Origin of the sequence: Glaciecola siphonariae (genome assembly GCF_042652645.1) — a bacterium.
In the GTDB taxonomy this organism is placed as follows: Bacteria; Pseudomonadota; Gammaproteobacteria; order Enterobacterales; family Alteromonadaceae; genus Glaciecola; species Glaciecola siphonariae.
Map to the genome: position 1 here is coordinate 577,469 of NZ_JBHSGU010000002.1, position 14,805 is coordinate 592,273.

Sequence of the window (14,805 nt, forward strand, 5' to 3'; positions counted from 1 at the left end):
CTAGAGGAGGGCATTTAGTAAGTTTCTATCTCAATATCACTGAGCGGTATGCAGCAACAGGCGAGAATTTCGTCATCATCAATACAGGCAAGCGGATCGACTTTGTACTCCACTTCACCGCTTAGCAACTTGGTCCTGCATGCCCCGCAAAAACCCTCACGACAATGATAGTGCACGTCGATTTTCTGTTTTTCCATAGCAATTAACAAACTGTCGTCTTGCTCAAACAAAAAGCGTGTGGTCTTGTTGACACACACGCTTAACTTTCCATCTTTAACAATCACAAGTGCGTTCTATAATTCGAATGCTTCGAATTCACTTGACCCAACTTCACTATCGATTTGACCGACCAAGTAAGAGCTGATCTCAGTTTCTTGGGGCGCTACCTGCACGTTGTCTGACGTAAGGTAGTTGTTCATCCAAGGCAGAGGGTTTCCTTTGACATTAAAGGGCTGCCCCATGCCTATTGCCGCCATGCGCTGATTAGCAATGTATTCTACATACTGACTAAGGATCTCTTCATTTAATCCGAGCATAGAACCATCTTTAAACAAATAGCGCGCCCATTCCTTTTCTTGCTCAACAGCCAATAAGAAAATATCCTTAGCCTCTTGCTCACACTCTTTCGCAATTTCTGCCATTTCAGGGTCGTCTTTCCCTTTGATCCACAAATTTAGAATGTGCTGTGTAGAGGTTAAGTGAATATTTTCATCGCGGGCGATTAAGCGGATGATTTTGGAATTACCTTCCATCAGCTCGCGCTCTGCAAATGCGAATGTACACGCAAACGACACATAAAAACGTATCGCTTCAAGCGCGTTTACTGAATTCATACATAAAAAGAGTTTCTTTTTAAGTGAGCGCATATTGACGTCGTAAGTTTCACCGTCAACCGTGAAAATACCGAGACCGCGTGTTTGATACATCTGAGTGTAAAAAATGAGGTCGTCGTAATATTTTGAAATGTCGGTCGCTCTGCGCTTGATCTCTTCGTTAACCACGATATCGTCGAAGATTTCGCTAGGGTCAGAAAACAAGTTTCGCAGTATGTGAGTGTAAGAGCGTGAATGGATAGTCTCAAAAAATGACCATGTCTCAACCCAAGTTTCGAGTTCCGGCAATGAGATAATCGGTAAAAATGCAATATTCGGGCTTCTACCCTGTACCGAATCTAAAAGGGTTTGATACTTTAGATTAGACGTGAATATGTGCTTTTCAGCATCGGTCAGTTTATGAAAATCAACACGATCTTTGCTTACGTCAACTTCTTCAGGACGCCAGAAGAAGGAAATCTGCTTCTCAATGAGCTTCTCAAAAATAGGATGTTTTTGTTGGTCATAGCGAGCAACATTAACAGGCGCACCGAAAAACATCGGCTCATTCATCGTGTCCGTAGTTTCTTGATTAAACGTTGTATATTTCATGTATTACTTCCTGATCCTATTATAATTCTTATATTTTACAGGCACCACCGGCGCAATCGTCATCATCTTCTATTATCGCTGTTTGCGCTTGTGGCTCTTGTACATTACCCGCAAGCTCGGTGTCTGACTTATCAGAAGCACCATCACGAGTGTTATGATAATAAAGCGTCTTCACACCGAGTTTGTATGTAGTTAGCAAATCTTTTAGTAATAGCTTCATAGGCACTTTATTGCCTTCGTACTTGCCTGGGTCATAGCTCGTGTTTGCAGAAATCGTTTGGTCAATAAATTTCTGCATGATTGCGACTAACTGCAAATACCCATCATTCGAAGGAATGTCCCATAGTAGTTCGTAGGCATTTTTCAATGCCTTATACTCAGGTACAACTTGTTTTAAAACGCCGTCCTTACTGGTTTTTATACTTATATGACCTCGTGGTGGTTCAATGCCGTTGGTGGCGTTTGAAATTTGTGAGGAGGTCTCAGAAGGCATTAGCGCAGACAGCGTAGAGTTGCGTAATCCGTGCTCTACAACGTCTTTTCTCAAAGCATCCCAATCGTAGTGTAAAGGTTCGTTGCAAATCGCATCCAAATCTTTTTTGTACGAATCAATCGGCATGATCCCTTGAGCATAGGTTGTTTCATTGAATTTAGGGCAAGCGCCTTTTTCTTTTGCAAGGTTGTTAGAGGCTTTGAGAAGGTAATACTGCATTGCCTCAAAAGTACGGTGAATTAAACCGTTTGCGCTATGATCTGAGTATTTAACGCCATGCTTTGCAAGATAATAAGCAAAGTTGATTACGCCTATTCCCAATGTTCTGCGTCCCATTGTTGCGGTAAGGGCAGCAGGGACGGGGTAGTCTTGATAGTCGAGAAGGCTATCAAGGGCCCTAACAGACAAATCAGCCAACTCTTCAAAATCATCTAAACTGTTGATTGCGCCAAGATTAAATGCAGAGAGTGTACACAGGGCAATCTCGCCTTCAGCATCGTCTACATTACGTAAGGGTTTAGTAGGCAGGGCGATTTCTAAACATAAATTGCTTTGACGAACCGGAGCAACTTTTGGATCGAATGGACTATGCGTATTGCAGTGGTCTACGTTTTGCAGATAGATGCGTCCGGTGCTCGCTCGCTCTTGCATAAACTGACTAAACAAATCGATCGCCTTCACACGTTTTTTGCGAATGCTGTCGTCGTTTTCATATTGCACATAAAGTCGTTCAAACTCTACTTGGTCGGCAAAAAAGGCGTCGTACAGACCCGGTACATCAGAAGGGCTAAACAAAGTAATGTAATCGTCTTTTATCATACGCGTGTACATCAGTTTGTTGCACTGCACACCATAATCAAGGTGACGCACGCGGTTTTCTTCAACGCCGCGGTTGTTTTTAAGTACTAACAATGATTCTACTTCAAGATGCCACATTGGGTAAAACAAGGTGGCTGCACCGCCTCGCACGCCGCCCTGTGAGCAGCTTTTCACAGCGGTTTGGAAATACTTATAAAACGGAACGCATCCTGTATGGAAGGCCTCACCGCCGCGGATAGGGCTGCCCAAGGCTCTTATACGACCCGCGTTTATTCCAATGCCTGCGCGCTGACTAACGTATTTTACTATCGCGCTTGCGGTGGCGTTAATTGAGTCAAGGCTGTCACCCGCTTCGATTAATACACACGAGCTGAATTGACGGGTAGGGGTTCGCACTCCCGCCATAATGGGGGTTGGTAAAGACAACTTAAAGGTAGAGGCGGCATCGTAAAAGCGCTTGATGTAGCTCATGCGAGTGTCACTTGGATACTTTGCGAACAAACATGCTGCAACTAATACATAGAGAAACTGAGCGCTTTCGTAAATCTCGCCACTCACTCGGTTCTGCACAAGGTACTTGCCTTCTAGCTGTTTAACAGCGGCATAACTAAAGTTCATGTCTCGCGAGTGGTCGATGAAGGCATCCATTTGTGCAAACTCTTCAGCGCTATAGTCTTCCACTATGTGTTTGTCGTATTTGCCCTGCTCAACGAGGGATTTAACGTGATCGTAAAGGGCAGGCGGCTCAAACTGCCCGTAGGCTTTTTTACGCAAATGAAAAATCGCAAGGCGAGCAGCCATGTATTGATAGTCTGGCACGTCAGTAGAGATTAGGTCAGCGGCTGACTTAATTAATGTTTCGTGTATCTCTGCGGTTTTGATTCCGTTGTAAAACTGGATTTGAGCTTTAATTTCGACCTGAGAGACGGAAACATCTTCAAGGCCTTTAGCGGCCCATGTCACGACTTTATGGATTTTGTCTAAATCGATGGCTTCTTGAGAACCATCACGTTTGGTTACCAAAAGATCATTTTTCATTTTAGTTATACTCTTGTTTTTGCTGGAATCTGAGCCCAGCTTGATGTGTTTCTTAGCGCGTAAAAGATTGAGTATTTGAAATTCCGCCAGCAGGTACGTCTGATATCCATGTAATGGACGAATAAACTCAACAGACACAAGATAGTGAGTCTTGAGTGGTATTGCAACCACTATATCTAGTGTTTAGGTGTCAAGAATCATTAACAGTGGATTTAGGTTAGTAGGAGCTAACCGATAAGATTAATGTGAAAGGGCTCTTTATTTCTTGCAAGTGTTTTTACGGTAAAAACAAAAAAATATTAAATTCTAACATCCATTTTATTAGTCCAAAATGTGATAACGAAATGATGATCCTTTCATCAATATACTGCGCTTTTTATTCAATCACTTTTGTGTAGATAGTTCCGGCGCAGCGCACACCACAAAATAGTTTACATCGACGTTTTTATCCGACAGATAATATTTTTGCAGCAAGGGCTGAAAATGCAAACCGGTCATCTCTTTGGCCTGTAGGCCGCTGCGCTCAATCATAGGAATAAGTTCTGCCGGCTGGATAAATTTACTGTGGTCATGGGTACCTTTAGGCACCATACGAAACACAAATTCAGCAGCAACGATGGCCATCAGATAGGACTTCATGTTGCGATTGAGTGTAGAAAAAACAACGGTACCGCCAGGCTTCACCATTTCACTACAAGCGCGCACAATTGCCTCTGGGTCAGGTACATGTTCTAACATTTCTAAACAACAAATTAAGTCGTATTGACGCGCTTTTTGTTGCGCCCAGTCTTCAGCAGTGGTGAGGTGATAGTCGATGTTGAGTTCCGACTCCAATCGATGCAGTTGGGCAACATCCAATGAAGCTTGAACCATATCAATACCAGTCACTTTAGCTCCCCGTTCGGCGAGCGCCTCCGATAAAATTCCGCCACCGCAACCAACATCTAGCACGGTTTTATCAAACAACCCTTCACAAGCGTTTTCAATATATTCAACGCGTAGGGGATTGATGTCATGAAGTGATTTGAATTCACCGTTGCGATCCCACCAATGACTTGCTAAATCTGCAAATTTTGACAGCTCTTGAGCATCTATGTTTGACATTACCCTTATCCAGTTTATTGCGTTTATAAGCGATAGTGCGATTATTGCACCTTTTATCTTGCCTTTATAGGGGCTTGATAAGTCACAAAATAAATTCAAAATATCGCGCACAATGCGCTACATTTTTTACGCCTATAGTGCTAGTATCGGGAGTTGAAAATACGATGATAAAACAAAGTGGTGACGCGCACATCCTCAATGGATTTTCAGACTAAGGCTCATTTTTGGAATGAGTAGGGTCAGAACAACTCTCCACAACAATAAGGATCATTCAGTTCATGACTGACAATGCCAAAAGTATCTCCCCGATTAATATAGAAGAAGAGCTTAAAAATTCCTACCTTGATTACGCAATGAGCGTGATTGTAGGACGTGCTCTACCAGATGTACGAGATGGCTTAAAGCCTGTTCATCGCCGCGTTTTGTTTGCGATGAATGAACTCAAAAATGACTTTAATAAACCCTATAAAAAATCTGCTCGCGTCGTAGGTGACGTAATCGGTAAGTACCATCCTCACGGTGACTCAGCAGTATACGACACTATTGTCCGCATGGCGCAGCCCTTCTCGCTACGCTACATGTTGGTAGATGGCCAAGGTAACTTCGGCTCGGTTGACGGTGATTCGGCTGCAGCTATGCGTTACACCGAAGTCAGAATGGCAAAAATTGCCCACGAATTACTCGCTGATCTTGAAAAAGAGACGGTGAATTTTGTGCCAAACTACGACGGTACGGAATTCATACCCGAGGTTCTGCCTACCAAAGTGCCCAATTTATTGGTGAATGGTTCATCCGGCATTGCTGTGGGCATGGCGACAAACATCCCGCCGCATAACTTAACAGAAGTGGTGAACGGGTGTTTAGCGCTGATTGAAAACCCAGACATTACATTCGAAGAATTATTAGAACATATACCTGGCCCAGATTTCCCAACAGCTGCAATGATAAGCGGCCGTGCAGGTATTATCAGCGCTTATAAGACTGGACGGGGTAAAATATATTTACGAGCAAAAGCTGAAATTGAGCAAGAAGAAAATGGTAAAGAGACCATTATTGTTCATGAAATACCGTATCAGGTAAACAAGGCGCGTCTGATTGAAAAGATTGCCGAGCTGGTAAAAGAAAAACGCGTTGAAGGTATTTCGGCGCTGCGCGATGAGTCTGATAAAGACGGCATGCGCATCGTGATTGAAGTTAAGCGAAATGAGTCAGCTGAAGTTTTACTTAACCATTTATACGCAAATACGCAGTTACAAACGGTATTTGGCATCAATATGGTTGCCCTTGACCGCAACCAACCAAAAGTATTCAACCTTAAAGAAATTCTTGAGCTGTTTGTATTACACCGTCGCGAAGTCGTTACGCGCAGAACGGTGTTTGAGCTTAGAAAAGCTCGCGACCGTGCACACATCTTAGAAGGCTTGGCCATTGCCCTTGTCAACATAGACCCAATCATTGAAATGATTAAACGGTCGAACAGCCCAGCGGACGCGAAAAAAGCGCTTATCGCTCAAGCTTGGGAATTAGGTGATGTAGCGGAAATGCTATCACGAGCGGGTAACGATGCCGCTCGTCCCGACTGGCTTGCTCCAGAGTATGGAATACGTGATGGAAGCTACTATCTTACCGAAGAGCAAGCGCAAGCCATTCTTGATTTGCGTTTGAACAAATTAACCGGACTTGAGCACGACAAAATTCTTGAGGAATATCGCGGCTTACTAGACGTCATTGCCGAGTTATTGCGTATTCTTGCAAGCTCAGAGCGTTTAATGGAAGTCATCGCGGAAGAATTAGTCGCCATTCGTGACGAATATGGCGATGAGCGGCGCACCGAAATAACCGCGGCCTCACATGATATCGATATTGAAGATTTGATTGAGCGTGAAGAAGTTGTTGTTACTCTCTCGCGTGAGGGATATGTCAAGTATCAGAAACTGTCTGATTATGAAGCGCAGCGTCGCGGTGGCAAGGGTAAGTCAGCCACTAAGATGAAAAATGAAGACTTCATTGAGAAGCTACTGGTTGCCAACACACATGATCATATTCTTTGTTTTTCTACCCGAGGCCGCTTGTATTGGTTAAAGGTGTATAACCTACCACTGGCCAGTAGAAATGCGCGCGGACGACCTATTGTTAATATCTTACCGCTTGAAGAAGGTGAAAGAATCACCGCCATATTGCCTATAAAAGAATTTGAGGCAGGGTATTATGTATTTATGGCGACTCGTAAGGGCACTGTGAAGAAAACTGAGCTTACGCAATATTCGCGTCCTCGAGCAAACGGCATTATTGCAGTTAATCTTACCGAGGGCGACGAGCTAATAGGGGTTGATTTGACCGACGGTAGTTCAGAAATTATGCTGTTCTCTGATGCCGGTAAAGTCGTTCGCTTCAGTGAAGATCACGTTCGCCCCATGGGTCGAACAGCAACGGGGGTTCGTGGTATCAGAATCGCTGATAACGAAGCTGTCGTATCGTTGATTGTACCAAATCAAGAGGGCGACATTCTAACCGCTACCGAAAATGGTTACGGCAAGCGCACTCCAATTGGCGAATACCCAACTAAAAGCCGAGCAACAAAAGGCGTTGTTTCTATAAAGGTATCTGAACGCAATGGTGCAGTAGTAGGCGCCGTTCAGGTAGACGAAACTAACGAGATTATGCTGATTTCTGACCAAGGTACGCTCGTGAGAACCCGTGCCGCTGAAGTATCAACGGTGGGTCGAAATACGCAGGGCGTGCGCTTAATTCGAACTGTTGAAGGTGAGCGGGTAGTTGGCCTACAGCGGATTGAAGAAGTAGAGGAAGTTATCGAACTAGATGAAGATGGCAACCCTATTGTGACGGAGACCGCTGAGGAAGCTACCATGGCAGGTGAGTCTAATGATTCTCAGGCTAATGCTGAAGCAAATGGAGATACCGATGACGACACCCCCGACGCATAACAGCGCTCGGTAGTAAGGTCTGATGGTAAGCTCTGATAGTAAAAGTTAGTAAGACACATAAAAAGTGAAACAAGCGACTCAGTTAGGTCGCTTGTTTTGTGTTTGTACAGGTGTGTTTGGAAGTGGACGGTTTTACTTACTTGCCCTTCTTTGCGCACTTTTGAAATATATTGAGACACGATATGCATAGTAAGTTTAATTTTAGCGCCGGGCCAGCAGCCTTACCGCAGCCAGTACTCAAACGAGCACAGGCTGAACTTCTTGATTGGAATGGCCAAGGTACGTCCGTCATGGAAGTTAGCCATCGAGGCAAACCTTTTATGGCAGTGGCTGAAAAGGCCGAGCGTGACCTGCGTGACATCATGCATATTCCAGACAACTATAAGGTTTTGTTTTTGCAGGGCGGTGGGCGCGGTCAGTTTTTTTCGGTGCCAATGAACCTTGCTCAGCGAGGAGATTTATCTCAACACTTAGTCTCAGGACAGTGGTCGCAAATTGCGGTAGCCGAAGCTGAAAAGTACATGAGCGCTGAGGTGGTAGCAAAAACACAAACACGCGATAATATGTTATGGGTGCCGAATCAAGAGCATTGGGATATCAATCCCGAAGCCGCTTATTTTCATTATTGTCCAAACGAGACCGTTGACGGTATTGAAATTAACTGGGTGCCAAAATCACAGGACGTACCCATCGTGGCTGATATGTCATCCAATATATTAAGCAAGGCTATCGATGTATCTGACTACGGCATTATATACGCCGGTGCACAAAAAAATATCGGTCCGTCGGGTTTGGCAGTGGTTATTATTCGAGATGATTTGTTAGGTTTTGCAAGAAAAGACACCCCTGCGGTTTTTGACTATCAGCAGCAAGTGAATAACGACAGCATGTACAATACACCGCCCACATTTTCATGGTATTTAGCCGGTTTGGTATTTGAGTGGTTAAAAGAGCAGGGCGGCGTGCAAGCCATAGAAAAGATAAATACGCAAAAAGCGAAGCTGCTTTATTCATGTATTGATGCTTCTGATTTTTATGGAAATAAAATCGACCCCTCAAACCGCTCTAAAATGAACGTTACGTTTCAATTAGCTGACAGCAGCTTGGATAGTTTATTCTTAGAAAAAGCCGAAGAAGCGGGGCTCGTTGCTTTAAAAGGACATCGTTTTGTTGGCGGAATGCGCGCCAGTATATACAACGCAATGCCGCTTGAAGGTGTTGAGGCCTTAGTGTCGTTTATGCAAGAATTTGAAAGGACGAATGCCTAGCATGGAAAGCTTATATCTATCTCCCATTTCAAAAGTAGAAGGCGAGGTGAGATTGCCTGGCTCAAAAAGTCTGTCGAACCGAGCGTTATTATTGGCAGCGCTTGCCCATGGTGAAACTCAGCTAAATAACCTACTCGACAGTGATGATATCCGTCACATGCTAAACGCTTTAACGCAGCTTGGGGTGAAGTACGCCTTGTCGGACGATAAAACACAGTGCACGATTGTTGGAATTGGCGGTAAATTTGTTTGCGATAACCCACTGGAATTGTTTTTAGGAAATGCCGGTACTGCGATGCGACCGCTCTGTGCAGCACTCGCGTTTTCAGACGTGAACGTGATACTCACCGGAGAGCCAAGGATGGAAGAGCGTCCTATTGGCGATTTGGCGGATGCCTTGATTGAGGCCGGTGCAGATATTCGCTATCTTAAAAACAACGGGTTTCCTCCCGTTGCTATTCAAAGCGCGAACATTCATACACACCACTTTAGTGTTGATGGCTCGGTTTCAAGCCAATTTCTAACGGCCTTGCTGATGGCTGCTCCTTTGCTAGATGAAAAAGTGACGATAGATATAAAAGGAACTTTGGTGTCTAAACCCTACATCGATATTACGCTCGATAGTATGACTAAATTTGGTGTGCAGGTTGAAAATCAGGACTATCAACGCTTTGTGATTGCAGCAAACCAGCAGTATCGCTCACCCGGCAGCTTTTGGGTAGAGGGTGATGCGAGCTCCGCCTCATACTTTTTAGCCGCCGCTGCAATAAAGGGCGGTTCAATTAAGGTGGTAGGTGTTGGCAGTCAATCGGTACAGGGGGACATTAAATTCGCCAATGTGCTAGAGGATATGGGGGCAACTATTACTTGGGATGATCACGCTATTACCGCAAGTGTGGGAGAGCTTCGTGGCATCAATCAAGACCTTAACCATATTCCTGACGCTGCAATGACCATTGCCACCACCGCATTATTTGCGTCGGGCACAACGACTATTCGAAATATCTACAACTGGCGGGTAAAAGAGACCGACAGACTGCACGCCATGGCCACTGAACTACGAAAAGTTGGTGCGAGCGTTGATGAGGGGGAGGATTATATTAGCGTAACGCCACCCCAGCAAATCAATCACGCATGCATTGATACCTATGACGATCATCGCATGGCCATGTGTTTTGCTCTTCTCGCCCTTGATGACCAGTGCGGAATCACAATTAACGACCCTAAATGCACCTCCAAAACCTTTCCAAACTTTTTTGACGTATTTGCCTCGGTGAGTAAATAAAGGTAGTGAACGCGCGTTGCACTTCTGTTGCATGCGCGTATAATTGCCGCGTTTTTAGCAACGAGCAATTCCCATGCCCCAACAAATACCGATTATTACGGTAGATGGACCAAGTGGTGCCGGTAAAGGCACTTTGAGCGCAATGCTCGCCGAAGCTTACCAAATGCACTTCTTAGACAGCGGTGCGATATATCGAGTGTTAGCCGTTGCCGCGCTTCATCACGGCATATCCTTAGACGACCAAGACGCGTTGGTGCCCTTAGCTACTGGTTTGGACGTATCGTTTATTACCCAAGACAAGATTACCCGAGTGGTACTGGAGGGCGAAGACGTCAGCGATGACATACGCACCGAAGAGGTGGGTTCCGCTGCTTCGCAAGTTGCAGCCATTCCCGTTGTAAGAGAAGCTTTGCTGCGTCGCCAAAGAGGGTTTGCCCAGATGCCCGGCTTAGTCGCAGACGGTCGTGATATGGGTACGGTGGTTTTTCAGAATGCCAACGCCAAGATTTTCCTAACGGCTTCCGCCCAAGCCCGCGCAGAACGTAGATATGAACAGTTGAAAGATAAGGGGCATGATGTTAAGATCTCGCGCCTTTTGATTGATATACAAGCAAGAGATGAGCGTGATGCAAACAGAACGACTGCGCCGCTTGTTGCTGCTGAAGATGCTTTTGAGATTGATTCAACTGATTTAAACATCACTCAAGTATTTGAAAAAGCGAAACAATTTATAGATAGTAAATTGTTTCCTTAAGATCAAAATTGCAATTTAAGTGCATTTTTTTGCACGCTAGCGACCGATTTTAGGATGAAAAAGGTCTTATTAATAACCCCGTAATTCTGGATTGAATTGGCGGACTAAACATTGAATGTGAATATGACTGAAAATTTTGCAGAACTTTTTGAAGAAAGCTTACTCCAGCTAGAAACGCGTCCAGGCGCAATCGTTAAAGGTACCGTGGTTTCAATAGACAAGGACATTGTGCTTGTTGATGCTGGCCTTAAATCAGAAAGTGCTATTCCAGTTGAGCAGTTCAAAGCAGCTGATGGAACATTAGAAATCGCAGTGGGTGACACGGTAGACGTGGCACTAGACGCAGTAGAAGACGGTTTCGGTGAAACAATTCTCTCTCGTGAAAAAGCCAAGCGCCACGAAGCTTGGGTTGAGCTTGAAAAAGCATACGATGAAAAAGCAACGATCATTGGTGTGATTAACGGTAAGGTCAAAGGCGGCTTTACGGTTGAAGTGAACACAGTTCGTGCATTCCTACCTGGTTCACTAGTTGACGTTCGCCCTGTACGCGAAACCACTCACCTAGAAGGTAAAGAGTTAGAATTTAAAGTTATTAAGCTAGATGCTAAGCGCAACAACGTAGTTGTATCTCGTCGTGCGGTAATCGAAGCAGAAAGCAGCGCAGAGCGTGATCAATTGCTTCAAAACCTTGAAGAAGGTGATGAAGTTAAAGGTATCGTTAAGAACCTAACAGATTACGGCGCATTCGTTGATTTAGGCGGTGTAGACGGTCTTCTTCACATTACCGATATGGCTTGGAAACGTGTTAAACACCCAAGCGAAATTGTGAATGTTGGCGACGAAATCAACGTTAAAGTATTGAAATTCGATAAAGAAAAGTCTCGCGTATCACTTGGTATGAAGCAGATGGGCAACGATCCATGGCAAGAAATTGCTGAACGTTATCCTGAAGGTTCACGTTTGAGCGGTGCAGTGACTAACCTGACTGACTACGGTTGCTTCGTTGAGATTGAAGATGGCGTAGAGGGTCTAGTTCACGTATCTGAAATGGATTGGACCAACAAAAACATTCACCCGTCAAAAGTGGTTAATTTAGGCGATGTGGTAAATGTTATGGTACTTGAGATTGACGAAGAACGTCGTCGTATTTCTCTTGGCCTTAAGCAATGTATCGATAATCCTTGGGAAACGTTTGCTAAGTCGCACGAAAAAGGCGACAAGGTATCTGGTAAGATCAAGTCAATCACTGACTTTGGCATCTTTATTGGCTTAGACGGTGGTATCGACGGTCTTGTTCACTTATCTGACATTTCTTGGCAGAAAGCGGGTGAAGAAGCAGTTCGCGACTATAAGAAAGGCGATGAGATTTCAGCAGTCGTATTACAAGTTGATCCAGAGCGTGAGCGTATCTCACTCGGCGTTAAGCAAATCGACGAAGACCCATTCAATAAGTATCTGACAGATAATAAAAAAGGTGCTATTGTTAATGGAACAGTCATCGAGGCCGATGCTAAGGGTGTAACGGTACAACTTATTGAAGAAGTTGTTGGTTATATTCGTATTGGTGACCTTGCACGTGATAGAGTGGAAGACGCAAATGACGTCGTGAAAGTGGGTGATACCATTGAAGCGAAATTCATGGGTGTTGACCGTAAAAACCGAATCGTTAACCTGTCTGTTAAAGCTAAAGATCAAGCGGATGAAAAAGAAGCCCTTGATACAGTTAACAAACAAGACGATGCCGGATTTGCGAACGCAATGGCAGAAGCATTTAAAGCTGCAAAAGGCGAGTAATCGTACTATCAGGAGCGGCTTCTCTGCCGCTCCTTTTTTATCACCTGCATTTAGGTTACCTCTCATAAGATTTACTTAGGAGATTATCTGTGACCAAATCTGAACTCATTGAACGTCTAGGCGATAAGGTTCAACACCTTCAAGGCAAAGAGCTCGAATCTGCTGTAAAAGAATTACTAGAACAAATGGCACAAACGCTTCAGCGCGGTGATCGTATTGAGATCCGAGGCTTTGGCAGTTTTTCGCTACATTACCGTGCTCCACGTGTTGGCCGAAATCCAAAAACTGGCGATACGGTTGAATTAAGTGGTAAGCATGTACCTCATTTCAAAGCAGGCAAAGAACTACGAGACCGAGTCGACCTGTAACTTAATCACAAATGGGCCTTGTCTTAGCCAACTTGTATTAGCAAATTAGTAAGGAAGCTTAATGAAAGCGATTCTCGTCATCATCATTGTCATTTTATTGGTGTTGCTTGCTATAGTCGTAGGCTCTCGTAACGCTGAAATTATCAGTGTCAATTATCTTCTTGCGCAAGTAGACATGCGCGTTTCTACATTTATGGTATGGTCGATGAGTGCAGGCTTTATTGTCGGCATTTGCACAATATTGACCAAATACCTCGCCCTCAGAGTAAAAGTAACGCTGCTTACCCGAAAGCTCAACAAACTCGCCAAAGTCGATACCTAAATGATTGAGTTTTTGTTTTTGCTCTTGCCCGTGGCAGCTGCTTATGGCTGGGTAATGGGCCGTAACAGTTTGCGCCGTGCCCAGCGCAAACAGTCCTCTATACTGTCTAATCACTATTATAAAGGTCTCAATCTGCTGTTGTCTGACCAAGCCGACAAGGCGGTAGACACCTTTATGAAGATGATAAGTGTAAACAACGATACCGTTGAAACCCATATCGCAATGGGTAATTTTTTCCGCCACCGCGGCGAATTAGACAGGGCTATCCGAGTACACCAAAATCTGATTAGCCGTGATGAAATCAATAAACGTCAAGAGGCCTTAGCCTTAGTTGAGTTGGGCACTGACTATCTGCTGGCCGGTTTTCTAGAGCGAGCAGAAGGGGTGTTTATTCAGCTTTTAGAAGATGAAAAACACTTTAACACCGCTCAGGGCAAACTTTTCAGTATTTATCAGGTAACCAAAGAGTGGCACAAAGCCGTTGAGCTTGCGAGCCGAAGCTTAAAAATTACCCCTAACGATGAATTTATGTACTTGCTGCTGGCCCACTTTTATTGCGAACAGGCAATAGAGCAGATACAAGAAAAAGATCTAGAGGCCGCCGAGCTTACTCTTAAGAAAGCCATTATGGTTGAGGGCAAAGAGGTACGCGCTTGGTTGGAATTAGGTAAGTTGTGCATACAAAAAGAAGAGTACGCGCAAGCAATGGACTACTTAGCAGAGGTGCCTAAGCGAGACCTTGACTGGCTCAGCGAGGCTATCCCGCATCTAGAGACCTGTGCAGCCAAAATTGATGGCTGGGATAAGCTTGAAAAGCTGTTAGAGCCTTATTGGCAAAAATGTGCGTCATCATACATCTCAAAAGTGAAAATACTCGCACGCAAAGGCAATACAGACGAGGCTATTGAAACGCTTAACCGTCAGCTAGACCGCCATCCTACCATGCGTGGGTTTGAGTCTTTATTGAGCCTTTATCAAGAAGCCCTACCTGATACACGCACACAGCAAAGCTTAGGGCAAATGCAGACGCTGATTGTTAAGCAAATCAAACAGCGACCAAAATATCGTTGCCATAGCTGCGGGTTCTCGGGTCGTCAGCTTTATTGGTTATGCCCATCATGCAAAAAATGGTCTGTGATCAAGCCGATTAAAGGCTTGGATGGCGAATAAATTCTGCGTTACTTTCTATAT

Annotated in this window: 12 protein-coding genes; 8 read left to right on the forward strand and 4 right to left on the reverse strand. The window is 44.5% G+C overall.

Going from position 1 to position 14,805, the window contains the following annotated elements:
• Positions 1-14 precede the first annotated feature (14 nt).
• The 4 genes from yfaE to ubiG form a co-directional block, all read right to left on the reverse strand.
• Positions 15-257, reverse strand: coding sequence for a class I ribonucleotide reductase maintenance protein YfaE (gene yfaE, locus ACFO4O_RS03980; RefSeq protein ID WP_382408223.1), 243 nt, complete (start codon positions 255-257; stop codon positions 15-17).
• 36 nt (positions 258-293) lie between these two features.
• Positions 294-1,424 carry a class Ia ribonucleoside-diphosphate reductase subunit beta gene (gene nrdB, locus ACFO4O_RS03985; protein ID WP_382406067.1) on the reverse strand — a complete coding sequence of 377 codons (1,131 nt, stop codon included), beginning with the start codon at positions 1,422-1,424 and terminating at the stop codon, positions 294-296.
• 28 nt (positions 1,425-1,452) lie between these two features.
• Positions 1,453-3,774: a class 1a ribonucleoside-diphosphate reductase subunit alpha gene (nrdA, locus tag ACFO4O_RS03990; protein ID WP_382406068.1), complete on the reverse strand. Its 2,322-nt coding sequence runs from the start codon at positions 3,772-3,774 to the stop codon at positions 1,453-1,455.
• A 384-nt stretch (positions 3,775-4,158) separates the two neighbouring features.
• Positions 4,159-4,878 carry a bifunctional 2-polyprenyl-6-hydroxyphenol methylase/3-demethylubiquinol 3-O-methyltransferase UbiG gene (ubiG, locus tag ACFO4O_RS03995; protein ID WP_382406069.1) on the reverse strand — a complete coding sequence of 240 codons (720 nt, stop codon included), beginning with the start codon at positions 4,876-4,878 and terminating at the stop codon, positions 4,159-4,161.
• A 278-nt stretch (positions 4,879-5,156) separates the two neighbouring features.
• Here ubiG and gyrA point away from each other — a divergent pair, with 278 nt between their 5' ends.
• The 8 genes from gyrA (at position 5,157) to lapB (ending at position 14,784) form a co-directional block, all read left to right on the forward strand.
• The gene (gene gyrA, locus ACFO4O_RS04000) at positions 5,157-7,823 is read left to right on the forward strand and encodes a DNA topoisomerase (ATP-hydrolyzing) subunit A (RefSeq protein WP_382406070.1); all 2,667 of its coding nucleotides are present in this window, start codon (positions 5,157-5,159) and stop codon (positions 7,821-7,823) included.
• Between the two features lie 182 nt (positions 7,824-8,005).
• On the forward strand, positions 8,006-9,091 hold the full coding sequence (gene serC, locus ACFO4O_RS04005; RefSeq protein ID WP_382406071.1) for a 3-phosphoserine/phosphohydroxythreonine transaminase: 1,086 nt from the start codon (positions 8,006-8,008) through the stop codon (positions 9,089-9,091).
• A 1-nt stretch (position 9,092) separates the two neighbouring features.
• Positions 9,093-10,376, forward strand: coding sequence for a 3-phosphoshikimate 1-carboxyvinyltransferase (gene aroA, locus ACFO4O_RS04010; protein ID WP_382406072.1), 1,284 nt, complete (start codon positions 9,093-9,095; stop codon positions 10,374-10,376).
• 73 nt (positions 10,377-10,449) lie between these two features.
• Positions 10,450-11,130: a (d)CMP kinase gene (gene cmk, locus ACFO4O_RS04015; RefSeq protein ID WP_382406073.1), complete on the forward strand. Its 681-nt coding sequence runs from the start codon at positions 10,450-10,452 to the stop codon at positions 11,128-11,130.
• 123 nt (positions 11,131-11,253) lie between these two features.
• Positions 11,254-12,924 carry a 30S ribosomal protein S1 gene (gene rpsA / locus ACFO4O_RS04020; RefSeq protein ID WP_382406074.1) on the forward strand — a complete coding sequence of 557 codons (1,671 nt, stop codon included), beginning with the start codon at positions 11,254-11,256 and terminating at the stop codon, positions 12,922-12,924.
• Between the two features lie 89 nt (positions 12,925-13,013).
• Positions 13,014-13,292, forward strand: coding sequence for an integration host factor subunit beta (gene ihfB / locus ACFO4O_RS04025; RefSeq protein WP_382406075.1), 279 nt, complete (start codon positions 13,014-13,016; stop codon positions 13,290-13,292).
• Between the two features lie 61 nt (positions 13,293-13,353).
• On the forward strand, positions 13,354-13,614 hold the full coding sequence (locus tag ACFO4O_RS04030; protein WP_382406076.1) for a lipopolysaccharide assembly protein LapA domain-containing protein: 261 nt from the start codon (positions 13,354-13,356) through the stop codon (positions 13,612-13,614).
• Positions 13,615-14,784 (forward strand): lipopolysaccharide assembly protein LapB, encoded by a 1,170-nt coding sequence (gene lapB, locus ACFO4O_RS04035; RefSeq protein ID WP_382406077.1) that lies wholly within the window; start codon positions 13,615-13,617, stop codon positions 14,782-14,784.
• Positions 14,785-14,805 lie beyond the last annotated feature (21 nt).

Coding starts and splice junctions, on each gene's coding strand:
- gyrA (WP_382406070.1), top strand. CDS start 5,157: ATGACTGACAATGCCAAAAGTATCTCCCCGATTAATATAGAAGAAGAG.
- ACFO4O_RS04030 (WP_382406076.1), top strand. CDS start 13,354: ATGAAAGCGATTCTCGTCATCATCATTGTCATTTTATTGGTGTTGCTT.
- nrdB (WP_382406067.1), bottom strand. CDS start 1,424: ATGAAATATACAACGTTTAATCAAGAAACTACGGACACGATGAATGAG.
- serC (WP_382406071.1), top strand. CDS start 8,006: ATGCATAGTAAGTTTAATTTTAGCGCCGGGCCAGCAGCCTTACCGCAG.
- nrdA (WP_382406068.1), bottom strand. CDS start 3,774: ATGAAAAATGATCTTTTGGTAACCAAACGTGATGGTTCTCAAGAAGCC.
- rpsA (WP_382406074.1), top strand. CDS start 11,254: ATGACTGAAAATTTTGCAGAACTTTTTGAAGAAAGCTTACTCCAGCTA.
- aroA (WP_382406072.1), top strand. CDS start 9,093: ATGGAAAGCTTATATCTATCTCCCATTTCAAAAGTAGAAGGCGAGGTG.
- cmk (WP_382406073.1), top strand. CDS start 10,450: ATGCCCCAACAAATACCGATTATTACGGTAGATGGACCAAGTGGTGCC.
- ubiG (WP_382406069.1), bottom strand. CDS start 4,878: ATGTCAAACATAGATGCTCAAGAGCTGTCAAAATTTGCAGATTTAGCA.
- lapB (WP_382406077.1), top strand. CDS start 13,615: ATGATTGAGTTTTTGTTTTTGCTCTTGCCCGTGGCAGCTGCTTATGGC.